At 62.6% G+C, this 22,646-nt stretch carries 19 protein-coding genes; 16 read left to right on the plus strand and 3 right to left on the minus strand.

The window, feature by feature from the left end; all coding sequences use genetic code 11:
• Positions 1-112: 112 nt before the first annotated feature.
• From thiC to LVE68_RS17040, 11 genes are all read left to right on the plus strand, one after another.
• Positions 113-2,059, plus strand: coding sequence for a phosphomethylpyrimidine synthase ThiC (gene thiC / locus LVE68_RS16990; protein ID WP_232941632.1), 1,947 nt, complete (start codon positions 113-115; stop codon positions 2,057-2,059).
• A gap of 51 nt (positions 2,060-2,110) precedes the next feature.
• Positions 2,111-3,193, plus strand: a complete 1,083-nt coding sequence (gene thiO / locus LVE68_RS16995) for a glycine oxidase ThiO (protein WP_232941633.1) — start codon at positions 2,111-2,113, stop codon at positions 3,191-3,193.
• A gap of 95 nt (positions 3,194-3,288) precedes the next feature.
• On the plus strand, positions 3,289-3,501 hold the full coding sequence (gene thiS / locus LVE68_RS17000; protein WP_232941634.1) for a sulfur carrier protein ThiS: 213 nt from the start codon (positions 3,289-3,291) through the stop codon (positions 3,499-3,501).
• Between the two features lies 1 nt (position 3,502).
• Positions 3,503-4,309, plus strand: coding sequence for a thiazole synthase (locus LVE68_RS17005; protein WP_232941635.1), 807 nt, complete (start codon positions 3,503-3,505; stop codon positions 4,307-4,309).
• A gap of 229 nt (positions 4,310-4,538) precedes the next feature.
• Positions 4,539-6,062, plus strand: a complete 1,524-nt coding sequence (gene thiE, locus LVE68_RS17010; RefSeq protein ID WP_232941636.1) for a thiamine phosphate synthase — start codon at positions 4,539-4,541, stop codon at positions 6,060-6,062.
• 3 nt (positions 6,063-6,065) lie between these two features.
• Entirely contained in the window at positions 6,066-6,821 is a 756-nt protein-coding gene (locus LVE68_RS17015) for a HesA/MoeB/ThiF family protein (protein WP_232941637.1), read from the plus strand.
• Between the two features lie 125 nt (positions 6,822-6,946).
• Positions 6,947-7,372: a c-type cytochrome gene (locus LVE68_RS17020; RefSeq protein WP_232941638.1), complete on the plus strand. Its 426-nt coding sequence runs from the start codon at positions 6,947-6,949 to the stop codon at positions 7,370-7,372.
• 384 nt (positions 7,373-7,756) lie between these two features.
• Complete coding sequence (locus LVE68_RS17025; RefSeq protein WP_232941639.1) at positions 7,757-8,620, plus strand: Vgb family protein; 864 nt, start codon at positions 7,757-7,759, stop codon at positions 8,618-8,620.
• Positions 8,621-8,838: 218 nt separating this feature from the next.
• Entirely contained in the window at positions 8,839-9,312 is a 474-nt protein-coding gene (locus tag LVE68_RS17030; RefSeq protein WP_232941640.1) for a Dps family protein, read from the plus strand.
• Positions 9,313-9,624: 312 nt separating this feature from the next.
• A complete protein-coding gene (locus LVE68_RS17035; protein WP_232941641.1) occupies positions 9,625-9,963 on the plus strand; it encodes a PadR family transcriptional regulator in 339 nt (112 codons plus the stop codon).
• Positions 9,963-10,922 (plus strand): hypothetical protein, encoded by a 960-nt coding sequence (locus LVE68_RS17040; protein WP_232941642.1) that lies wholly within the window; start codon positions 9,963-9,965, stop codon positions 10,920-10,922. The genes LVE68_RS17035 and LVE68_RS17040 overlap by 1 nt, the downstream gene beginning before the upstream one ends.
• Before the next feature lie 20 nt (positions 10,923-10,942).
• On the opposite strand, the gene LVE68_RS17045 is transcribed toward LVE68_RS17040, so the two are convergent.
• On the minus strand, positions 10,943-11,836 hold the full coding sequence (locus LVE68_RS17045) for a LysR family transcriptional regulator (RefSeq protein ID WP_232941643.1): 894 nt from the start codon (positions 11,834-11,836) through the stop codon (positions 10,943-10,945).
• 162 nt (positions 11,837-11,998) lie between these two features.
• Between LVE68_RS17045 and LVE68_RS17050 the strand changes: the two genes are divergently transcribed.
• The 5 genes from LVE68_RS17050 to LVE68_RS17070 all read left to right on the plus strand — a co-directional run bounded on the left by LVE68_RS17050 (position 11,999) and on the right by LVE68_RS17070 (position 21,137).
• Positions 11,999-13,972, plus strand: coding sequence for an acetoacetate--CoA ligase (locus tag LVE68_RS17050; protein ID WP_255701145.1), 1,974 nt, complete (start codon positions 11,999-12,001; stop codon positions 13,970-13,972).
• A gap of 233 nt (positions 13,973-14,205) precedes the next feature.
• Positions 14,206-14,514 carry a hypothetical protein gene (locus LVE68_RS17055; protein ID WP_334078513.1) on the plus strand — a complete coding sequence of 103 codons (309 nt, stop codon included), beginning with the start codon at positions 14,206-14,208 and terminating at the stop codon, positions 14,512-14,514.
• Between the two features lie 117 nt (positions 14,515-14,631).
• Entirely contained in the window at positions 14,632-16,425 is a 1,794-nt protein-coding gene (locus LVE68_RS17060; RefSeq protein WP_370636696.1) for an autotransporter assembly complex protein TamA, read from the plus strand.
• 1 nt (position 16,426) lies between these two features.
• The gene (locus LVE68_RS17065; RefSeq protein ID WP_232941646.1) at positions 16,427-20,410 is read left to right on the plus strand and encodes a translocation/assembly module TamB domain-containing protein; all 3,984 of its coding nucleotides are present in this window, start codon (positions 16,427-16,429) and stop codon (positions 20,408-20,410) included.
• Positions 20,411-20,468: 58 nt separating this feature from the next.
• A complete protein-coding gene (locus LVE68_RS17070) occupies positions 20,469-21,137 on the plus strand; it encodes a nucleotidyltransferase family protein (RefSeq protein ID WP_232941647.1) in 669 nt (222 codons plus the stop codon).
• Here the strand turns inward: LVE68_RS17070 and LVE68_RS17075 are convergent.
• Together LVE68_RS17075 and LVE68_RS17080 are read right to left on the minus strand one after the other, a co-directional pair.
• Positions 21,031-21,927, minus strand: a complete 897-nt coding sequence (locus LVE68_RS17075; protein WP_232941648.1) for a zinc-dependent peptidase — start codon at positions 21,925-21,927, stop codon at positions 21,031-21,033. The two genes, LVE68_RS17070 and LVE68_RS17075, sit on opposite strands and share 107 nt — an antisense overlap.
• The gene (locus LVE68_RS17080; RefSeq protein ID WP_232941649.1) at positions 21,924-22,595 is read right to left on the minus strand and encodes an SOS response-associated peptidase family protein; all 672 of its coding nucleotides are present in this window, start codon (positions 22,593-22,595) and stop codon (positions 21,924-21,926) included. Before LVE68_RS17080 ends, LVE68_RS17075 begins: the two co-directional genes overlap by 4 nt.
• Positions 22,596-22,646 lie beyond the last annotated feature (51 nt).

Here is a 22,646-nt window from a genome sequence, read left to right on the forward strand (position 1 = left end):
AAAAGTCATTACACGACTTTCCTCTCTGCTGATTCTTCCCCGGGCGCTCGGGCGCCACTCTCCGCGAAAAAGCGCCACGTTGCGCATTTCCGCGCAATACAAAGGGGTCAGCATGTCTCAAGAAACCGATACGCCGGTCGACGCGAACCGAGAGTCCAGCGAACGGGATTCCACGAAAAAAAGTGGACAATCCCGCGCGGAAAGCCGCGAATCTGCCCGGGTTTTCCTCGACAACCTTACCGCCCAGTCCTTTCCCAATTCCCGCAAGATCTACCTGGAGGGTGACAGCGCCGATATCCGTGTTGGCGTACGCGAAATCTGCCTGGGCGACAGTGTGGTGGGTGGTGACGAAAGCAACCCGGTGCTGGAGCCCAACGCGCCACTGCGGGTTTATGATACTGCCGGCCTGTATTCCGATCCGGACTACCGGCCCAATGTGCGCGACGGCCTGCCCCGGTTACGCCAAGCCTGGATCGAGGCCCGCGACGATACCGAGGTACTGACCACCCGGCAGGCGGCCTACAGCCAGCAGCGCATGGCCGACCAGGGCCTGGACCATATCCGCTTTGACAACCTGCCGTCCCCGCGCCGCGCCCGGGCGGGGCAGAATGTCAGCCAGATGCACTATGCCCGCCAGGGCATTGTTACCCCGGAAATGGAGTTTATTGCCGTGCGCGAGAATATGGGCCGCGCCGCGGCCGGCGAAGTGCTGGCGGAATCCGATTACGGCAAAGCCCGCGACGGCATTTTTATCCCGGAACAGATCACCCCGGAATTTGTGCGCCGTGAAGTGGCGGAGGGGCGCGCGATCATCCCCGCCAATATCAATCACCCGGAGCTGGAACCGATGATCATCGGGCGCAATTTCCTGTGCAAGGTGAATGCAAATATCGGCAATTCCGCAGTCACCTCGTCCATCGAGGAGGAGGTGGAGAAACTGGTATGGTCCACGCGCTGGGGCGCGGATACGGTGATGGACCTGTCCACGGGCCAGAATATCCACGAGACGCGCGAATGGATCCTGCGCAATTCACCGGTCCCCATCGGCACGGTACCGATTTACCAGGCCCTGGAAAAAGTGAATGGGGTTGCCGAAGACCTGAACTGGGAAGTGTTCCGCGATACCCTGGTGGAACAGGCGGAGCAGGGGGTGGACTACTTCACCATTCACGCCGGGGTATTGCTGCGCTATGTGCCGCTTACCGCAAAACGCGTCACGGGCATCGTGTCCCGCGGTGGCTCCATCATGGCCAAGTGGTGCCTGGCCCACCACCGGGAGAATTTCCTCTACACCCACTTTGAGGAAATCTGCGAGATCATGAAAGCCTATGATGTGAGCTTCAGCCTCGGCGATGGCCTGCGTCCGGGTTGTATTGCCGACGCCAATGACGAGGCCCAGTTCGGTGAGTTGCACACCCTGGGTGAGCTGACTGAAATTGCCTGGCGCCACGACGTGCAGACTATGATCGAGGGGCCGGGCCACGTGGCCATCCACAAAATCCGCGAAAACATGGATGAGCAGCTCAAGCACTGCCACGGCGCGCCGTTCTATACCCTCGGTCCGCTGACCACTGATATCGCGCCGGGCTATGACCATATCACTTCCGGTATCGGGGCTGCACTGATCGGTACCTACGGCTGCGCCATGCTCTGTTACGTGACGCCCAAGGAACACCTGGGCCTGCCCAACAAGGAAGACGTAAAAGAGGGGCTGATGGCCTACAAGATCGCCGCCCACGCCGCGGACCTGGCCAAGGGCCACCCCCGCGCGCAGCAGCGCGACGATGCATTGTCCAAAGCCCGCTTCGAGTTCCGCTGGGAAGACCAGTTCAACCTGGGCCTGGATCCGGAGCGTGCACGCACTTACCACGATGAAACCTTGCCGAAGGAATCCGGTAAGGTGGCGCATTTCTGTTCCATGTGTGGTCCCAAGTTCTGCTCCATGAAAATTTCCCAGGATGTGCGGGACTATTCCCGCAAGCTTGAGGCGGAACAGGGCATGGAGGAAATGGCGCTCAAGTTCAAGGACATGGGCAGCGAGTTGTATCACAAGGGCTGATGCAGCGCGCCGCAACTTCGGCATTCGAGAGCTCCCGGCACAGGAAAACCGATGACCCTGACTGTCTCCAACCAATGTCCCCGCGTCGCCATCGCCGGCGGCGGCCTGATGGGGCGCCTGCTGGCCTGGCGCCTGGCATTGCGCGGGCTGGATATCACCCTGTTCGAGGCGGGCAGCCTGGCGCGCCCGAGTGGTGCCTGCTGGACCGCTGCGGGAATGATTTCACCGCTTTCAGAACTGGTGCACAGCGAACGCTCGGTATACGAGCTGGGCCTACGCAGCCTGGTGCTATGGCGGGAATGGAGCGGGTGCCTGCAGCTCCTCTGCGGTTCCCCGGTGGGGTTTCGCCAGGCCGGTAGTGTGCTGGTGGCACACGGCCGTGACCGCAGCGAGTTGCTGCAATTCCAGCGCGAACTACAGGGCAAGCTCGAGGCCGGGGAGCTGGGGCAGCTGCGGGCCGTTGCCGCCACTGAGCTGTGGGAGCTGGAGCCGGCGCTGGCCGGCTTTGAGCGGGGGTTGTTCCTGGCCCCGGAGGGCGATATCGACAACCGGCGCCTGTTGCCGGCCCTGCTGGAGGTACTCCGTCGGCAGCGGGTTTCCCTGCGCGAGGAATGCCCGGTGGACTGCGAGCCGTTCACAATTTTCGAGGGCGGTCGCCGGCAGGAGTTTGAGTTGGTGGTGGATTGCCGTGGGCTTGGTGCGAGGGATCGGGTGCCGGGCCTGCGCGGCGTGCGCGGCGAGGTACTGGTGGTGGAAACGCCCGAGGTGCAGTTGCGGCGCCCGGTGCGCCTGCTGCATCCCCGCTACCAGTTATACGCGGTACCAAGAGAAAACGGCCAGACGGTGATTGGCGCCACTGAAATCGAGAGCGAGGATATGTCGCCGACCAGCCTGCGTTCCTGCATGGAATTATCCTCGGCCCTGTACTCCCTGAACCCGGCATTTGCCGAGGCGCGGATTATCGAGACCCGCGTCAACTGCCGTCCGGCCACTATGGATAACCTGCCCGTGGTGGAGGGGGAGCCGGGGCTGGTCAGTGTCAATGGATTGTACCGGCATGGCTACCTGCTGGCGCCGGCACTGGCCGAACGGGTGGAGCAGTTGGCGATAGGGCAGGTGCAGCAGTTGGCATGAAGGACGGCCGGGATGCAGCTATCCACCGCCCCGGATATACAGCAATAACTTACTGCTGAACAGGCAGCCATAAAGCGAGGTGAAATGCGAATCCCATGAGCAAGCCGATAAAAATCCAGGTCAACGGGGAAACACAGCCGCTCCCGGAAGAGAGGAACCTCGACCATTTCCTACTGTGGCTGGGCTATGAGGGCGATACCTTTGCCGTGGCCCTCAACGGTAACTTTGTGCCGCGGGGCCGCTATGCGGAAACAATACTCAATGACGGCGATGCACTGGATGTAGTGGCGCCGGTGGTCGGAGGCTGATATGAGCGATGAGCTGGCACTGTACGGCAAATCTTTTTCCTCACGCCTGCTGGTGGGCACGGCCATGTACCCGTCGCCGGCAATCATGCGCCAGTCCGTGGTTGAGGCGGGAGCCGAGATCATCACCCTGTCGCTGCGCCGGCAGAACCCGGCCCAGCAGCAGGGCAAGATGCTGTGGGATTATATCCAGGAGTCCGGTTGCTCGTTATTACCCAACACCGCCGGTTGCAAGTCACCCGCGGAGGCAATCGCCCTGGCGGAAATGTCGCGGGAAATCTTCCGTACCGACTGGCTGAAGCTCGAGGTGGTGGGGGATGATTACAACCTGCAGCCCGATCCGTACGGCCTGGTGGAAGCGGCAAGGGAACTGGTGCAGCGCGGCTTCAGGGTATTGCCTTACTGCACTGACGACCTGCTGGTTTGCCGCAAGCTGCTGGACGTGGGCTGTGAGGTGCTGATGCCCTGGGGCGCGCCGATTGGGACCGGGCTGGGCCTGATGAATAAATACAACCTGCAGACATTGCGCGACCGTCTGCCGGATATCCCGCTGATTATTGATGCGGGCATAGGAGCGCCCTCCCAGGCAGCAGAAGCCATGGAAATGGGTTTCGATGCCATCCTGCTGAACACCGCCATCGCCAGGGCACAGGACCCGGCCGCTATGGCCCGGGCTTTCCGGCTGGCGGTGGAGAGTGGACGCGCGGCACACCGGGCCGGCCTGATGGTCCAGCGCCAGACCGCCAGCCCCAGTACCCCGACGCTGGATATGCCGTTCTGGCAGCAGGCGGAAACCGCGGGCCGGAATTGACAGCGCACAACGCTTTCGGCGACGGAGGATTTCCGTGTGGATAGCCAGCAGTGCTGAGCTCGCTGGTGCCACCGTTGGACGGCCGCCGCAAGCATCGAGTTGCCGGGCAGGTGAATTCCTGAGTCGAAACCCGGTCATACACGGCGTGAATAATAAGATGTGAAGCACGGCAAAGCGGGAGCCGCGGTAATCCCCTGTGCCAGGAACAAGTTGTAAATAGTTTATGCAAATGCAAACAAAACCGATTGTCTGGACCATCGCCGGCAGTGATTCCGGCGGTGGCGCCGGTATCCAGGCGGACCTGCTTACCTTTGCCGATCTCGGTTGCCACGGTTGCACTGCCATCACCGCCAATACTGCACAGAACACCGTGGAAGTTGCGGCCGTCAATGCGGTCCCCCTGGATGTACTGAGCGGGCAGCTGGAGGCGCTGCAGCGTGACCTTTTCCCCGACGCGATCAAGATTGGCCTGGTGGCCAATGCCGGGCAGGTGCTCGCCCTGGCGGAGTTCCTGCACCGTCTCAAGGCGGTGACGCCGGTGCCGGTAATCTACGACCCGGTGGCTGTTGCTACCAGTGGCGACAACCTGGCCGAGGAAGGCATCGGTGAACTGGTGATGCGCGAGCTGTTCCCGCTGTGTGACCTGGTGACCCCGAACCTGCACGAACTGGAGTGGCTGGCACGTGCGCCTGTGGGCAGCGCGGAGCAGATTCAGCACGCGGCGCGCCTGTTGCATGCCGGTGGCTGTCGCGCGGTGCTGGTCACCGGTGGCCACGCGGAAATCCAGCCCGGGGAGGTTGCCGACCTGCTCTGGGACGGGGCGCGGAGTGACTGGCTAATTGGCGATAAGCAGCCTTCGGTCAACACCCATGGCACCGGCTGTACCCTGTCTTCCGCAATTGCCGCCTGTACCGCACTTGGTTATCCGCTGCGGGATGCCTGTGTGGTGGCCAAGGCCTATGTCCAGAGGGGCCTGCGCCTGGGGGATGGCGATACCGTGGGCAGTGGCCCGGGCCCGGTGGGGCATTGTGGCTGGCCGGTTGAAATGGTGGATTTCCCCCGGGTGCTGCTGCCGCAGGAAGAATCGGCCAGCCTTTATGGTACATTCGACGCATCCGGCAGCCGCCTTTTTACCAGCGACTTCGCCGCCACGGATAGTGGGACGCTGGGGCTTTACCCAGTTGTCGATTCGGTCGAGTGGCTGGAAAAACTGGCGGCGGAAGGGGTTAAGACCCTGCAACTGCGGATCAAGGAGGCCGGCACAAACCTGCGAGGGCAGGTTGAGCGGGCGGTCGTTATTGGCCGGCAGTATCGCCTGCGCCTCTTTATCAATGATCACTGGCAGCTTGCCATTGAGTGCGGTGCCTACGGGGTACACCTGGGACAGGAGGACCTGCAGGCCGCCGACCTGAAGGCGATCAGGGCTGCGGGGCTGAAGCTGGGTATCAGCACCCATGGTTTTTATGAATTGCTGCGCGCCTATCGCTATCGCCCCAGCTACCTGGCCATCGGGGCCATCTTTGCCACCGATACCAAGGATATGAGTGACCAGTTGCAGGGGGTGGCCAAGCTTGCGCGGATGGCGGCACTGGTGACAGATATCCCGCTGGTGGCAATCGGTGGCATCAATATCGAGCGGGCCCCGGCGGTGGCGGCCACTGGCGTGGGCAGTATTGCCGTGGTCAGCGCCATTACCCGGGCGGCGGATTACCGACAGGCCGTGCGCGAGCTGCGGGCCATTTGCGGGAATTGAATCATGCTCAGTAACAGGCAATACCAGCGCTACAGTCGCCAGATCATGCTGCCCGAAGTGGGCGAGGGCGGCCAGGAAAAACTCGGTCGCGCTCGGGTGATGATCGTCGGTATGGGCGGACTCGGCAGCCCGGCGGCGCTCTACCTGGCGGCGGCCGGGATCGGCGAATTACACCTGGTGGATGGCGACCGACTGGAAATATCCAACCTGCAGCGACAGATTCTCTACAAGACCAATCACCGGGACAAACCCAAGGCGGAGGTGGCGGCGCAGCAGCTGGTGGCGGCGAACCCGGAAATCCGGGTGCAGGGACACGTGCGCATGGCCGATGCCGCCTGGTTGCGTGACCAGGTTCCGCAAATGGACCTGGTGCTCGACTGCACGGATAACCTGGACAGCCGCTATGCCATCAACAGTGCCTGCCGTGAGGCCCGCAGGCCGGTGGTGATGGCATCGGCGCGGGGTTTTTCCGGCCAGCTGGTGAGCTTTGATTTTGCCACCGGGCTGAGCCCCTGCTATGCCTGCCTTTTCCCCCCCGGCGGGGAGCGGGAGGCGGCTAACTGTGCCAGTGCGGGAGTGCTGGGGCCGGCCCTGGGGGTGATGGGGAGCCTGCAGGCGATCGAGGCGATCAAGTTTTTGCTGGGACTGCCGGTGCCGAGCCTGGGCCGGTTACAACTGTTCGAGGCGCAGACACTGGAGTTGCGGTCGCTGCAGCTGCAGGGTAATAATCAATGTCCCGAATGTTTCCCGGGCCAGTGAGCGGACTTTTGCAGCCACCCGTCCGGATTCGTGCGGGAATCTGTACGGGCCCGGGTTACCCTCCGGCGTGCAGCCGGAGTCCTGCCGGGGACTGTGCGCCGACAATGCATACGGAAATAACAACAATGAAACGATTGCTCCCCATCCTGACAGCCACCCTGGTACTGGTCGCCTGTGCCCCCGGGGACGATCCAGCGGTTTCATCGCAGGCTGCAGCCTCGCAGCCGGCGGGAATACAGGCCGCAAGCGGGGCGGCGCCGGAGGACATTCGTGAAACCTACCTGCGCAGTTGCCACAGTTGCCACGGGCCCGGTGTCACCGGCGCGCCCCGTACCGGCGACGTGGCGGCCTGGAAACCCCGTGCCGCAAAGGGGTTGGATGTGCTGGTGACCAACGCCATGGAGGGTTACAGGGCCATGCCTCCCCGGGGGCTGTGCTTCGATTGCACTGAATCCGAATTCGCCGGCCTGATCCGCTATATGGCAGGTGCCGCGCTGGATGATACGGCAGGGGCCGAGGCGGGCCGTGACACCACCAGTGCAGGGCACTGATCGCAAGCGCCCCGGGAGCAGCTGGCCTGGCGATAAAAACCATTCGCAGTGGCGAGTGGTTTACCACACGGACTGATCGACAGGAGTCGGCCTATGCGTGCTGTTGAACCCCGGAATCCCTCTTCCCGGGATTTATCCTTACTTCACAGGCTTTTCCCATCCGCCATTTCCTGGCCGGTTGTTTTACTCTTCACCGCTTTTCTCACTCTCTCCCTGTGGATTACCCCTGTTGCGGCACAAAAGCTGGACGGCCCGGAGGATAAAAGCGGAGCGGACGGCAACGCGGCAGGCAAGGCATTTCAGGATACGGATACCTCGCTGCCGGACCAGCTGGAAATCCGGGTATGGCGAATACCCTGGGGTGGTCGCCCACGGGACCCATTTGTGGATAGCCGCGGTTCGGTCTGGTTCTGCGGCCAGGCCGGCAATTATATTGGCCGCCTCGATCCGTCAACGGGGGACCTCAAACAGTTCGAGGTGCCGGAGAACTCCCACCCGCACAACCTGGTTGTCGATCCTGAAGGCCATATCTGGTACGCCGGTAACCGCAATGCCCATATTGGCCGGCTGGATCCGTCGAACGGTGGTATCCGGCGCTTTTCCATGCCCGAAGGTGTCGACGATCCGCACACGCTGGTATTGAATGGCGAGGGCAATATCTGGTTTACCGCACAGCACAGCAACCGCATCGGGCTACTCGATACAGGCAGCGGCAGGGTGCGGTCGGTGCAGCCCAGCGTTGCCGGTGCGCGCCCTTACGGCATCAAACTGGACAGTGACGATCACCCGTGGGTGGCACTGTTCGGTACCAACCGCCTCGCCAGGGTAGATCCGGATACCATGCAGCTGACCGAGTTTGAGCTGCCGCGTCCCGACGGGCGGCCGCGCCGGCTGGAGATCGATGAGCGTGGCGATATCTGGTATGTGGACTATGTCGGCGGTTTCCTCGGCCGCTACCAGCCTGAGAGCGACCGGTTTGCCGAGTGGCGGCTGCCGGGAGACTCCCCGCGCCCTTATGGCACCGCCCTCGACAACAGGGGGCATCTCTGGGTTGTCGATACCGGCGTGATGCCCAACCGGGTGCTGGGGTTCGACCTTGGCCGGCAGGAATTTTTCAGCAGTTCGCCGGTACCCGGCGGTGGCAATGTGCGGCATATGTACTTTGACCCCGCGGAGAGTGCGTTCTGGTTCGGCGTTGATGCCGGTTATCTCGCCCGCGGGCGGCCAAAGGCGGGGACCGGGCGCTGATAGCAGGGATTGCCGGATTTCTGGCGCTGCGGGGCCGCGAAACCTGTAATCGCGGCTAAGCTTGCAATATTGTCGCGCCGGCACCAGATAGCTTTTCCTTATCGAACCTATTCCCCAAATAAATTTTTAATTTCTGACTGCGGCGTTACTATGGGGTCAATTCGATAAGTCATTCGGCTTTCGGGAAGTTTTTTCAAGACAGCAACAAGAGGTGGATTATGACCAAGATCGACATCGGTATTAACGAGCAGGATCGTGAAAAAGTCGCCCACGGCCTGAAGCGCCTGTTGGCGGACAGTTATACGCTCTACCTGCAGACACACAATTTCCACTGGAATGTCACCGGCCCGCTGTTTCGTGAACTGCACCTGATGTTCGAGGAGCATTACACCGAGCTGGCCGAGGCTGTCGACGACATCGCCGAGCGTATCCGCACCCTGGATGTTGAGGCCCCTGGCACCTACAAGGCGTTTGCCGAGCTCAGCTCCATCAAGGAAGTGGATTCCATTCCCGCGGCGGAGAAAATGGTGGAAATTCTCACGCAGGGCCACGAGCAGGTGGTCAAGACCTGTCGCGAAGTGTTGAAGGCCGCGCAGGACGCGGATGACGAATCCACCATGGCGCTGGTCTCCGACCGCATGAGCGTGCACGAAAAAACCGCCTGGATGCTACGGGCTACTACCAAGAAATAATCCTCCACAAGCAAGGCGCCCGGGTAGGGCGCCCCTGCCGGGAGTCAGTCTCCTGCACCCGTTCCCCCCGCGGGGAACGGGCGCCCCGGCAGGTGATACCCGTCAGGCGGTGGGTACTATTACCGCGGCTTCCCGCTTTTGATTCCTCCCTGGTTTTCCCCTCCCTCACTCCGCAACAGGCCCGTTGAGTCATCCTCTCCCGGGCAATTGGTACAACTTGGGTAATTTCTGCGGCCGGGTTTCGCGCTTGCATTCCTATGCTGTGTGTTACACAGTATATGCTGTGCATCACACAGTATGTGGAGGAGCGACATGACGCTGGATGCGGAGCGGCTCAACAAACTGGCGATGGAAATGCGCCGGGGGATGCTGGTACTGGCGGTGCTGCGGGCCCTGGGTAAGCCGCACTACGGCTATTCCCTACGCAAGCGTCTCGCCGCCATCGGCCTGGAAATCGACGAGGGCACGCTCTACCCGCTGCTCCGGCGGCTCGAGGGACAGGGGCTGCTCAGCAGCACCTGGCAGGTCCACGATGGCCGCAAACGGCGCTTTTATGTCATCGCGGAAGATGGCAGGGCGGCATTGGAGCTGATGACAGGGGAGTGGCGCAAACTTAATCACGCTATCGATAAGCTTGGGGAGGAGTGGTAATGGAACTACTGCAGCGATATGTGGATAACGTCAAGACTTACCTGCCGGGCGGCCTGCGGGATGATATCGGCAGCGAACTCTATTCGGGCCTGCAGGACCAGTACGACGATTTAAGCGAGGCGCTGGGCCGTGATCCCACCGAGTCCGAGCTGTCGGAATTGCTCAAGCGCAGGGGGCATCCGATGGAAGTGGCTGCGGCCTACCAGCCGCGCAGGGCGCTGGTGAGTGAGGCGCTGTTACCACTGTATATGCAGGTCCTGAAGTGGGTCTTCCTGGCGATCCTGATCGGTAACGGTGCGGTGCTACTGGTCGAGTTGCTCAACCAGTCGCAGCCGCAGTTCCTGGCCGCCGCTCTGGGGTGGTTGAAGGGCAGTTTCGATGCAGGCCTATACAGTTTTGCACTGGTGACACTGGGCTTTTTCCTGGCCGGTGAAAGCATCAGTTTCAGCGATGCATTCGGCAAGTGGGATCCCCGGAAACTGCCCAGGATTGCCGCAGCGGGCCAGCGTATCAGCGCTTTTGACAGCGCGGTGGAGCTGGTGGCCATGGTCCTGCTCGCGGGCTGGCTCAACGACCTGTTTCCCGCGATTCAGGCGACCGGCCCCGGGGGTATTGAGGTCACGATATCCAGCGAATTGCGCGCACTGCTCCCGTGGTTGAACATGGCTATTGCCCTGAACCTGTTGATGGCACTGGACAAGCTCTTCCTGCCATTCTGGACCCGGGCCAAGCTGGCACTGGATAGTGCCATCAACCTGTTGTGGCTGTTTCTCTTTGCGCAGCTGTTCGGCCTGGAGCAGGTATTCAGCTTGCAGTGGGAAGGCGCCGGGGTTAATTCATGGGAAATGCCGGCAGCCAAGTGGCAGCTGGTGGTTATCGTTGCCGCGCTGGTTACCGGGTGGGACCTGCTGCAGAACCTGCGACGCTACTTCCGCACGATCGCCGACCGGCCGGCCTGAGTGCTTAAGAGGAGGCGGCTTCAGTGGCTGCCGGATGGCTCTGTCACCAGCTGCAAAAGTGCACTGGCCGGTGCCGACAGCGCACCGCGGCTGCGCAGCAGCACACCGACTTCCTGCTCAACCACTGGTGCCTGCAGGGGGAGGCAGGGCAGGCCGTAGTCGCGCATCTGCGGTCGACAAAGCTCAGGGACCACGCTGGCGCCGATGCCGGCCCGCACCAGCTGGCCGATAGTGCTGAGTTGGTTGGCTTCGCATAATAACCTGCCACTGTAGCCGCTCTCTGCCATCGCCGCATCGGTCCAGCGCCTCACTGCCGAGCCCCGGTTCATGGCGATAAACGGCTCCGCGGCGAGCGCCTGCCAGGTCACAGAGTCCCGGTCCGCCAGCGGGTGTTCCGGTGGCACTACTGCGATAAAGCGATCTCTCGCAAATCCGTGAAATTCGAGTCCGGCCAGGTCATCGGGGCGGAATGCAATGCCAATTTCCGCCCGGCCTTCCTGGACAGCCCGCTGCACCCGCTCCATTACGATATCCTCGATCACGATGTTGATGGATGGATGCCGGCGATTGAATTCTGCCAACAAGCCCGGCAACCGGTTAAGGGCAAAGGCGGGTATCACCGCCAGGTTCAGTTGTCCCTGTTCCAGCCTGAAGCGTTGCTGGATCGCCTCCATGGACTGGTCCCAGTTATTCAGGAGTTGTTCCGCCCGGCCGAGAAACTCGCTCCCTTCCGGCGTGAGTGCCAGCTGGCGACTGTCGCGGTTGAACAATGGGCCGCCCGCTGCCTCCTCCAGGTTGCGGATGGCCACCGACAGGGCCGGTTGCGAGATATGCAGCAGGGCGCTGGCCTCGGCCAGGCTGCGGCTTCTGGCGACCGCGACAAAAGCGCGCAATTGCTTGAGAGTGGCACTCATTAGACTGTTAACCGTAACCTGGTCATAATTTAACTTAAAGTTAACAATTATAAATATATTTTAAATTTTATTAAGAGTAAGACCAAGGCATGATTGTGACATGCCTGTGATGCCCGTATTTTTCCGGGCCCGGAAGACAATAAACACAGAAGGTCAGACGAGATGAGTAAAACCGCACAGCCCCTGTGGCAGCCGACGCCGGAGGCCGTAGCCGCCACCCAGATGGACCGGTTCCGCCGGCTGGTCAACGAGCGCTTCTCCACCAAACTGGAGGATTACCACGCGCTGCACCAGTGGTCGGTGGATCACCGGGAGGAGTTCTGGAAGCTGTTGTGGGACGAGACCGGGGTCATAGCCAGCGAGCGGGGCGACACCGTGCTGGAGAATGACGAGATGCCAGGAGCGCGCTGGTTTCCCGGCGCGCGGCTGAATTTCGCCGAGAACCTCCTGCGTTACCGCGACGATCGCACGGCCCTGGTGGAGCGACTGGAAAATGGCAGCCGCCGCCAGCTCACCTACGCTGAACTGTTTGCCCGGGTGGAGCGCCTGGCCGCGGCACTGGCGGAACAGGGCGTCGTCGAGGGCGACCGTGTCGCCGGTTTCATGCCCAATGTTATGGATACTGTGGTCGCGATGCTGGCTACCGCCAGCCTGGGCGCCATCTGGACCTCCTGTTCACCGGATTTCGGGATCAACGGGGTGCTTGACCGCTTCGGCCAGGTGGCGCCGAAAATACTGTTCGCCTGTGAAGGCTACTTCTACAACGGCAAGACCATCGATTCCCTGCCGCGGATCCGTGAGATAGCCGCGCGAATCGACTCGCTGGAGAAGATAGTGGTGGTGCCGGTGGCGCGCTCCGCCGACGATACGGCTGCAGCCGTGGCCGACCTGCCGGGCAGCACCACTGTGGAGGCCTTTATCAAAGGCGCTCCCGAACAGCCGCTGACTTTCGTGCAGACGGAGTTCAACCACCCGCTGTATATCATGTATTCCTCCGGAACCACCGGGGTGCCCAAGTGCATCGTGCACGGTGCCGGCGGCACCCTGCTGCAGCACCTCAAGGAGCACCGCCTGCACTGTGACCTGGACCGGGACGATACCCTGTTCTACTTCACCACCTGTGGTTGGATGATGTGGAACTGGCTGGTGAGTGGCCTCGCCTGCGGTGCTACCCTGGTGCTGTTCGACGGTTCCCCGTTCTACCCGGCGGCGGAGAGCCTGTGGGATATGGCGGACGAGGAAGGCATCAGTGTTTTCGGCACCAGCGCCAAGTACATCGCCGCGCTGGAAAAGGCCGGCCGCAAGCCCCGCGAGACCCATAAACTGGAGAACCTGCGCGCAGTGCTGTCGACTGGTTCACCGTTGGCCCACGAGGGTTTCCGCTATGTCTACCGGGATATCAAGGCCGACCTGTGCCTGTCTTCCATCTCCGGTGGCACTGACATCATCTCCTGTTTTGCCCTGGGCAACCCGGCCCTGCCGGTCTATGCCGGTGAGCTGCAGTGCCGTGGGCTGGGCATGGCCGTGGAGGTATGGAACGACGACGGCGAGCCGGTGGTCGGTGAGAAAGGTGAGCTGGTATGCGCGAAATCCTTTCCGTGTATGCCGATCGGGTTCTGGAATGATGAAGATGGTTCCAGGTACCACAGCGCGTACTTCGAGAACTGGCCTGGCGTATGGGCCCATGGTGATTACGCGGAAATCACCGGACATGGCGGGGTGATCATTTACGGCCGCTCCGATGCGGTACTCAACCCCGGCGGGGTGCGTATCGGTACCGCCGAGATCTATCGCCAGGTGGAAAAAGTCGAGGAGGTGCTGGACAGTATCTGTATCGGCCAGGAATGGCAGGATGATGTTCGGGTGGTGTTGTTCGTGGTTCTGCGCGACGGTGTCACCCTGGACGATGAGCTGGTGCAGAAGATCCGTACCACCATCCGCGCCAACACCACGCCGCGCCATGTGCCGGCCAAGGTGATCCAGGTCACCGATATCCCACGTACCATCAGCGGTAAAATCGTTGAACTGGCGGTACGCAATGTGGTGCACGGCAAGCCGGTGAAGAACCAGGAAGCGCTGGCCAACCCCGAGGCCCTGGCACTTTATAAAAACCTGCCGGAACTGGGATCCAACTGATCGATTCCGGCAAAGGGCGGCGGCCGGTATAAACCGGCAGCCGCCCGGTCCCTTCTCCGCGTCGCCCCATCCCCTGGCGCTGTACCATTCCTGCCAAACTGCGCTACCCTGAAGTCGCAAGAAACGCTTTTATAACCTCCAATAATCTTCACGGAAGAGCACTGATGATCACGTATCTCTATTGGGCAGCAGTGATTGCCCTTGTCGTTTTTTCGCTCCTGGCGGGTAGTCGCATGGGTAGCCTGAAAGTGGGGGGCATTTTTGCTGTCATTATCTTTCTGGTGGGTTGGCTCGCTTACTATTTCCATTTCGAACAGGTCTTCGTCAAGCGGTTTGGCGGGGTGATGCGTATTTCCGTGCCTGAGGGGCAGCGCCATATCGGTGCCACCTGGAAAGAAGACAACCTGTGGATCGAGAATTACGATCCGCAAACGAACCAGTGTATTTTCTCCGAATATTCCAAGGGCAACCTGCTGGAAGGCCGGGTGATAATCCGCGACTGCAACCCGCTGCTCGGCACCGGCGCCGGCAGCACCCGCTGACCCGGGACACGCAACTTCCGGCGCAAACCAGGATCGAAGGGTAAATGGACATTCTTCCCGCCCGCCCGGGCGGGATCGGCTGCGCGGCGATTCCCCACAGCCGTAATTCAATAATGGATGAGTTCTTTGCGCGTACTAATCGGTATTCTCCTGGCGGCAGTGCTGTTCGGCCCCATGCAGGCTGCGCGCGCCATTCCCTTCTTCGATCAACTGCCCGATTTCCGGGTGCGGGTAGCGGGTGACCGTGACCTGGAAGAGTGGCTGGGCGACCAGCTCAAGGACCTGCGCAAGGGCAGCAGTGTGCTGGAGAACTATGAGGACCCGCGGGATGTGGCGCGCTACGAACGGGGTAACCTGGAGAAACTGCTGCGCTCGCGCGGCTACTACGACAGCCGTGTGCGCGAATCGGTTAGTGACGGCAAGATTGTCTATCGCGTCGAGCCGGGCCCCCGCTACCTGATCAAGGATATCTCGGTGGAGATGCCGCCCCAGTTGCGTCGTGGCCTCGGCGCGCTGCCCCTGCAGATTGGCGATCCACTCAACGCCGAGAAGGTCAAGGAAGGCGTGACAGTGATCGAGAAGTACCTCAATGACAATGCCTGCCTGTTGAATGTGGATGTGAGTTATGAGGCCACGGTCATACACAGCGAGGCTGCTGCGCGACTGGTTTACCGTGTGGCCCCCAGTCCCGAGGTTGTTGTGGGCCAGGTCTATATCGAGGGTGTTACCACAATCGATGGCGATTACCTGCGCGATAAAGTCGGCATCACGTCCGGTGAGTGTTTCAAGCGCAGCCGGCTGGACGCTGCCCAGTTGCGATTGCTGCGTACCAACCTGGTGGCCGGGGTGGGCAGCGAGGTTTCCGAGCCCTACGGCGGTGTTGTGGATATTACTTTCCGGATCCAGGAGCGCAAGCATCGCACCGTCAAGTTGGGTGTCGGCTACACCTCCAGCGAGGGCGCCGGTGTGTCGGCGGGCTGGGAGCACCGCAATGTTTTCCATCGCGGCGAGAAAATTGATATCGAGAGCAAGGCCAATCCCGTGCAGCAGAGCCTGAAGGCGCGACTGCTGGTGCCACGCTTCCTGCGCGATGACCAGGACCTGACCGGCAAGGTGGAACTCTCCAATGAGGAGCGCGATGCCTACCAGGCGGAATCGTTCACCGTGGGTGCAACCATCTCCCGCAAGCTCAGTGAGCATCGGACGGCGAGTGTCGGCAGCGAGCTGAAATTCAGTGATATCGAGGAAGAGGGCGGTATCACCGAGAACTACCAGTTGCTGGCTTTCCCGCTGGGCCTGAAATGGGATACGACCGACAGCCCGCTCGATGCGCGCAAGGGTGCGACTGCGGCGCTGGAGGTGAAGCCCTATGTGGACCTCGGCACCAGCGGCAGCAATTTTGTGAAAAGCCTGGTGGTAGGGACCGGTTACCACACGCTTGCAGATACCCGCTGGGAGCCAACCCTGGCGCTGCGCCTCAAGGCCGGGGTGATATCCGGTGCCGACAATGCCGATGTGCCGGCGGACGAGCGCTTCTACGCCGGCGGCGGTGGCTCCGTGCGCGGCTACGGTTACCAGGCGCTGGGCCCGCGCCGGGTGATCGAGCCGGAAGAGCCGGGCGAGCAACCGCGCCTGAGTGACCCGATTGGCGGTCGCGCCCTCAGTGAGATATCCCTGGAAGGACGTCTGCGTTTTACGGAAAAATGGGGCGGGGTGATATTCGTCGATGGTGGCAATGCCTACCTGGATCCTGAACCGCGCTTCGATTCGCTGTTGTGGGGGGCGGGTATCGGTGTGCGCTATTTCACCTCCTTCGCGCCCGTGCGCTTCGACATTGCAGTGCCCCTGGATAAGCGGGAAGGGCTCGATGACGACTTCCAGGTATACGTGAGCCTGGGGCAGGCGTTCTGATATGGCACGGTCGCTCTCTGCCCTGGCATCTGGTTTCGTGCGCGCCATTGGCACGGTGCTCCGCAGTCTCTGGCACTCCCTGGGCGGTCGCGGTGCACTGGTGTCCAGTGTGCTGCTGGTGCTTCTGCTGGCGTTGCTTTATTTCGTTGGCACCGGCCCGGGGCGCGTATCCCTGACGCACGGCGCGCTCGCCCTCTCCGAGCGCCTTGTGCCGGGGCTACGCATCCAGGCGGGCGAGGTGGCCAGTGAACGCCTGGGCGCCTGGTCGTTTTCCTCCCTGAAAGTGGATTACGAGGGCGAGGTGCTGTTACAGGCCCGTGGGCTGGCGCTGGGCATCGACCTGCCGGGGCTTGTCGCCGGCAGGGTGGATATCCAGCGGGTGGGTGCCGCCGACCTGTTGCTGGACCTGGATGTGTTGCAGTCGCTGCTGGAGGCCGGCGCCGAGCAGGCCGAGGCAGAGGTGGAGGAGCAGCCGGCGGCGGCGCTCAATATTCCCTCCATCAGGCTCGGCCGGCTGGACATCGATCGCCTGCGGGTGATCGACCGGCGCTACCCGGATTTGCCCCCGGTGGCCGTGGACGGGGACGGCTACTTTCGCTGGCAGGGCGAGACAACCCGCGGGGGGCTGGAAATACGCGAGCTGGACGGGGCGGGGCTGTTGGTAAGCCTGGCTGCCCGCGAGACCAGTGAAGGGCGTTACCGGGTGGAATTCCTGGCGCGCGAGGACAGCGGCGGATTTGCCGGCCAGCTGCTGCAGCTCCCCTCCGGGCAGGCGCTGGATGCCAGTGGCCGGATTGCAGTGCGCGAGTCCGGTGACCGGCTGGCAGTCACCATCGAGGAATTTTCCCTGCCGCTGGTGTCCCACCGCTTCGGGCTTGCCGGGCCCCTGGAAATCGCACTGTCGCCCTGGCTGGTGGAGACCGGCGGCCTTTCGCTGACTGTCGATGATACAAAACACGCGATTTCAGGCTCTGTCAGCGGCGAACGGGTGGATGCGGAAATTCGGCTCAATCGCCTGCCGCTGGCCATTTCACAGCCCTGGCAGGATTACCTGCAGGGCGGCTGGCTCAGCGCCGACCTGTCACTGCAGGGCCCGCTGTCGCTGCCGGCGGTCTCAGGGATGGTGGAGCTGCGCAGCAGTTACCGCCAGCAGCCGGTACACCTGGAGGGCCGGGTGCAGACCCGGGATGAGGTGATCGAGCTGGCGGGTGCGACGCTGGAATTTGCCGGCGCCCGCCTGGACCTGGCCGGCGAAGTGGACATTCCCGCAGAGTCCATCGATCTTCAGGGCGAGCTGGCGCGCCTGGAACTGGACGATATCCGCGCGCTGCTGGCGGTGCTGCCGGAAGAGAGCCGGGTGGAGTTGCCGCCGGAGCTTTCCGGTGCCATCGACGGCCTGCAGCTTAGCGCCCGTGGCCCCTGGGGCAACCCGGACTTTACCGCCACGCTCCTCGCCAGCCCGGTTTATGGCGAGCTGCAGGGTGATCTCCGCGCCGTGGTTGCGGGGGGCCCGAAAAAGATTCGCGTGCGGGAATTCAGCCTCAGCGGCGAACATTTCCAGCTGGGGGGGAATGGCGACGTCTCGCTGGAAAAGGAAACCCTGCAGCTGCAACTCACGGCGAGGGCAGATGAATTCCCGCCGCGGTTGCTGCTCGATATCCCCGAGCTGGCCGGCATTGCCGTCAACCTGGATGCGGAATTGTCCGTGCGCGGGCCCTGGAGCAAGCCACAGCTCCAGGCCAGTATTAACTCGGACGGCAAGTACCGAGACTATCGCTATAGCCTGGAGGGGGCTGTGGCCGGGGATATGGACCGGATCCAGCTGGACGGAGTGCGGCTGGAACTCTCCAGTCTCGATCCCGGCCGCGGTTTTGGTGTGACCGCCCTGGCGGGACAACAGTCCCCGGTCACCAATGGCGATGAGGGAGGCAAAGGTTCACTTGCGCCGCAGCAGAGCCCCAGTCGCGTGCGCGAGCTGGCCCGGGAATCCGCCCAGCTGGCCTGGCAGGGTGAGGCCTGGCTGCAGCTGGACGGGATCGTCGAGCCGGGCAAGCAGCGTGCCCGGGGAACAGTGGCGGGGCGCAATATCCCGGTATCCCTGGCAGAGTTGGCGGGCGTGTCCTTGCCCGCCACACTGGAGGGTCAGGTGAGCCTCGACGGGGAATTCTCCGGGCCTTTCGCCAGTCCCGAGGCCCAGGTCAATATCCTCGCCCAGGGCAGCTTCCGCGAGGAGCCCTGGCGCCTGCAGGGCGACGTGGGTTACCGCCAGGGCAGTATTTCCCTGTCCGGTGTCGACCTGCAGTGGGCGGGCCGCAACCGACTTCTGGCCGAAGGCAGCCTGAATGAAAAAGAGCTCGACCTGGAGCTGCGGGGCAATGCCATGCTGGCCGACCTGGAGCTGGGCCTGCCGGCGGAACTGAACGAACGTGGTGAGATTACCCTGCAGGCGACCGCCGCCGGCAGTCCGCGCAAACCGCAGTTGCAGGGGGAGCTGGGCCTCACCAGCGTCACTGATGGCAAACCGTTGTCCGGCGCGATCCGCTGGCAGACCCGGGGGCCCACACTGGAACTGGAATTGGAGATGGACCATGGCACGCGCCGGGCGGCGGAGGCCAGTGCACAGCTGGAGGTGGGGCCAATCCTGGAAATACTGCTGGCCGAGCGCCCGGCCGGCAGTGCGCGGCCGCCATTGCCCCTGGCCCTGGACAGCGGGGGCAGCGCGGACCTGTCCGTGCTTGAGGCTTTTCTCGATCCCGGGATTCACACCATGCAGGGGCAGCTGCAATTTACCCTGACCGCGGATGGCACCGTGGAGAAGCCCCGGATGCTGGGGGAGGTGCGCCTTGAAGGGGGCTCCTACGAACATCGCCCGAGCAATACCCGCCTGCGACGTATTGCCCTGCTGGCGCGCCTGACCCCGGATCGCTGGGTGATCGAGGAGGCGCGGGCGGAGGACCGGGAGGATGGCCGCATTGATATCGGTGGTGCAGTGACCTTCCCGGCAGTGGGGCCACCGCAGCTGGCGTTCGAGGTGCGTGCACAGCGGTTGCACCTGCTCAATTCCCCCGCCGTGCGCGGCGCTGTATCCGGCACGCTGGGACTGAGCGGGACCACCGAGGACGCGCGCCTGGAGGGGCGCCTGACCCTGCGGCCGCTGGAAGTACAGGTAGAGCAACTGTTCGGCAGCAGTGTGCCGGAAATCGAGGTGGTTGAAGTCGAGGTGGACGGCCCGGTGCAGCAGCGCGGCCCGCCCATCCTGGAGAACATCGCGCTGGCGATCCAGGTTGTGCTGGACCAGCAATCCTACGTGCGTGGCCTGGGGTTGAACTCGGAGCTGCAGGGGCAGGTAAATGTCGCCGGCACCGCGGCCAACCCGAACGCATCCGGGGAACTCACCATCGTGCGGGGTAATTTCGACCTGCTGGGCAAGCGCTTCGAGCTGCTGGAAGGTCGGGTGCTGTTCGAGAACAGCGAGGCTGCCATTTTCGTCAAGGGGCGTCACGAGTACAGTGACGGTGAAATTATTGCCGAGATTTCCGGCACCGCCGACGACCTGGATATCGAATTCAGCTCCACGCCCGAGGCGGCCCAGGATGAGATCTTCGCCCAGCTGCTGTTTGGCAAGTCACTGCAGGATATATCGCCACTGCAGGCAGTAAGGCTGGTGACGGTAGTGCGCACCCTGCAGGGCGGCGGGGCCGGCTTCGACCCGGTGGCCAAAACCCGGGAGTTACTCGGGGTCGATACGCTGGATATCAAGAGCGAGGAGGGCGAGGAAGGCCAGGATCGCTATGCGCTCAGCCTGGGCAAGTACATTACCAGCCGCATCTTTATCGAACTGCAGCGCAGTACTGATCCCCTCAACCCCTGGGAGGCCCAGATGCAGATTGAATTGCGGCGCAACCTGAACCTGGAGCTGAAATCCGCCGGTAGCAATGAAAGTGGCGCCGGCAGCGTGGAGCTTCAGTGGAAGAGGGACTATTAGTTTGGGGAAACCCGGACAGCCGCGTTGGCATGAAAGACGCCGGGGCAGGGAGCCACTGATGGAATACGCCGCTATCCTTCTCGCCGCCGGCTACTCGCACCGGTTCGGCAGTGACAAGCGCCTGGCGGATATCGACGGGGAGCCCATGCTACTGGCAACACTGGCCGGTATTCGCGCGGCCCTGGATACCCTGGGGCCGGGCCCCGCCGAGCCGGGCCGGCTGCAGGTGGTGGTTCGTTCCCGGGACGGGCTGGTGGGCCGCCTGCTGGCGGGGCAGGGTGGGGAGTTGGTGCGTGCCCCCGCCTGGCCGGTAGGGATCGGTGCCAGTATCTCCGCTGCCGCCGCGAAACTGGCGTCGCTGGATGAGCCGCCACGGGCCCTGGCGATCTGCCCGGCAGATATGCCGTTTGTAAGGCCCGAGTCATTGTGCGAGCTCTTGCGCCACTGCGCGGCGGACAAGATCTGTGCGCCGGTATTCGCGGGGCAGCGGGGCAAGCCGGTGGTGTTCGGCCGGTGCTTCCTGGGGCAACTGGCCCAGTTGCGGGCCCGGAAGGACTGGGAGCGGGTAATCCGTGCCAATCCCGCCGCACTGTGCGACGTGCCGGTGGATGATATAGGCGTTACGCTTGATGTTGACTGCCCCGCAGATTTTCATCGTGCCAAGCGGCGGGGTCCAGGTGATAGAAGGCCCGCAGCTCTGCATACAGCTTCCCATGGTGGTCCCTGAGCTCCACCGGGATCGAGAAAAAAGACTCTGATGCCACGGCGAAAAACTCCGCCGGTGACTGGGCGCCATAGGGGTCGAGAATGGAAGCCTGTCCCCCGGCAGCCTCGTCGCTCCCGGTATTGCCTGTCCCTGTTTTCTTCTCCTGCCTAATCACCTGGTGTCGAAGTCGCTCATATTCCTCCCGAAAGACCGGCGCCCAGTTACGTCCCGATTCATTATCGGTGAACAGGGGGCGGCCGTCATAGACACCGTCCTCTTCGTCCAGCTTGTGGGCAAATTCGTGCACGATCACATTGCGGCCCTGTTGTGGGTGGAGCAGGTCTTCCTCGATGTCAGCCCAGGACAGCACCACCGGCCCGAGATAGTGGGACTCCCCCTCCCGCGCGCTGGCGGCGGTCATCTCGATGGCGCCCTCGAAATGGGTTTCCCGCGCCACATAGGTATCGGGGTAAAGCAGCACGGTTCGCAGTGCGGGGTAGCAGCGGTTTTGCCGGCCGGTCAGCAGCAGGCAGGCCCAGGCGGCCACGCAGAGCCGCATTTCATCGGTTATCCGCAGGCCGTCACAGCCGACAAACTCCTTGTCATGCAGGAACAGGCTGACATTGGCGCACAATTCCCGCTGGGCTTCCGGCGCCAGGGCCGAGTAAAAGGGCAGGGCGGATTGCAGGTGCCGGTAGGCCGACGGTGTGAGGGGACGCGCTCGCAGGTAGCGCCGCCGCCATTTCTGCCAGTAGACCGGCAGCACCCAGACCAGGATTGCCAGCGCGATAACGGCCAGGAATGTGTTCATGACTGCCCCTCACCGGGCGCGCCCACCGGCAGAGCGGGACCGGTGTAGTCGGTGGATGTGGCGCGTTTCACTGGCCGGTATTGCAGGACCCGGTCAGCGTAGTCGACCCGCGGTACCAGGTAGGGGCTGAAGGGCGTGGTATCGGTATCGCCTGACAGCCACTGGCGGATAAATCCGCTGCTTGGTGGGGCGATCATGGGCAGGCTCTTGTCGTGGAAGCGTTCCGTTAGCGGGTGCGCGGGCAGCGTAATGATCGAGCAGCTCAGCAGCCTGCCGTCGTCCCAGCTTTTGTACAGGCCGCAGAAGAAAAAAGGTAGTCCAAACGAAAATTCCACCGGGTTGTCGCCGTGCTGGCTCTCAACCCAGGCATTGGCCGGAATCAGGCAGCGGGAGTGCCGGTACTCCGGACGCTTGGGTAACTTGCGCCAGTTACTGTTGATGGACCAGTATTTTTTATGGGGGCTGTAGTGGTCACCCTCTTTCTGCAGGTACAGGTGCCAGATTGCCGTCTCCAGTTCGGGCGTCCCGTGGCGGCCGGTGACAATGCTGACCTGTGAGGTCGGCCGGCGCCGGCGGCCATAAATCATTCTCTGCGGGTAGCCGACGCCCACCTGCTCGAGAAATCGCTCTATGCCGGCATGGTCGTCTGCATCGAACAGGCTGCACATGGGTGTTTGGGCCCTTGCTGTAAAAGCGGTGACAGGCAGGAGTGTACCAGC

Origin of the sequence: Microbulbifer sp. YPW16 (genome assembly GCF_021290385.1) — a bacterium.
GTDB lineage: Bacteria > Pseudomonadota > Gammaproteobacteria > Pseudomonadales > Cellvibrionaceae > Microbulbifer > Microbulbifer zhoushanensis.

Excerpts from the sequence above, each read along its gene's own strand:
- LVE68_RS17060 (WP_370636696.1), top strand. The coding sequence starts at position 14,632 with ATGAGTTCTTTGCGCGTACTAATCGGTATTCTCCTGGCGGCAGTGCTG.
- thiO (WP_232941633.1), top strand. The coding sequence starts at position 2,111 with ATGACCCTGACTGTCTCCAACCAATGTCCCCGCGTCGCCATCGCCGGC.
- LVE68_RS17015 (WP_232941637.1), top strand. The coding sequence starts at position 6,066 with ATGCTCAGTAACAGGCAATACCAGCGCTACAGTCGCCAGATCATGCTG.
- LVE68_RS17065 (WP_232941646.1), top strand. The coding sequence starts at position 16,427 with ATGGCACGGTCGCTCTCTGCCCTGGCATCTGGTTTCGTGCGCGCCATT.
- thiS (WP_232941634.1), top strand. The coding sequence starts at position 3,289 with ATGAGCAAGCCGATAAAAATCCAGGTCAACGGGGAAACACAGCCGCTC.
- LVE68_RS17035 (WP_232941641.1), top strand. The coding sequence starts at position 9,625 with ATGACGCTGGATGCGGAGCGGCTCAACAAACTGGCGATGGAAATGCGC.
- LVE68_RS17070 (WP_232941647.1), top strand. The coding sequence starts at position 20,469 with ATGGAATACGCCGCTATCCTTCTCGCCGCCGGCTACTCGCACCGGTTC.
- LVE68_RS17020 (WP_232941638.1), top strand. The coding sequence starts at position 6,947 with ATGAAACGATTGCTCCCCATCCTGACAGCCACCCTGGTACTGGTCGCC.
- LVE68_RS17030 (WP_232941640.1), top strand. The coding sequence starts at position 8,839 with ATGACCAAGATCGACATCGGTATTAACGAGCAGGATCGTGAAAAAGTC.
- LVE68_RS17075 (WP_232941648.1), bottom strand. The coding sequence starts at position 21,927 with ATGAACACATTCCTGGCCGTTATCGCGCTGGCAATCCTGGTCTGGGTG.
- LVE68_RS17050 (WP_255701145.1), top strand. The coding sequence starts at position 11,999 with ATGAGTAAAACCGCACAGCCCCTGTGGCAGCCGACGCCGGAGGCCGTA.
- LVE68_RS17080 (WP_232941649.1), bottom strand. The coding sequence starts at position 22,595 with ATGTGCAGCCTGTTCGATGCAGACGACCATGCCGGCATAGAGCGATTT.
- thiC (WP_232941632.1), top strand. The coding sequence starts at position 113 with ATGTCTCAAGAAACCGATACGCCGGTCGACGCGAACCGAGAGTCCAGC.
- LVE68_RS17040 (WP_232941642.1), top strand. The coding sequence starts at position 9,963 with ATGGAACTACTGCAGCGATATGTGGATAACGTCAAGACTTACCTGCCG.
- LVE68_RS17045 (WP_232941643.1), bottom strand. The coding sequence starts at position 11,836 with ATGAGTGCCACTCTCAAGCAATTGCGCGCTTTTGTCGCGGTCGCCAGA.
- thiE (WP_232941636.1), top strand. The coding sequence starts at position 4,539 with ATGCAAACAAAACCGATTGTCTGGACCATCGCCGGCAGTGATTCCGGC.
- LVE68_RS17005 (WP_232941635.1), top strand. The coding sequence starts at position 3,503 with ATGAGCGATGAGCTGGCACTGTACGGCAAATCTTTTTCCTCACGCCTG.
- LVE68_RS17055 (WP_334078513.1), top strand. The coding sequence starts at position 14,206 with ATGGGTAGCCTGAAAGTGGGGGGCATTTTTGCTGTCATTATCTTTCTG.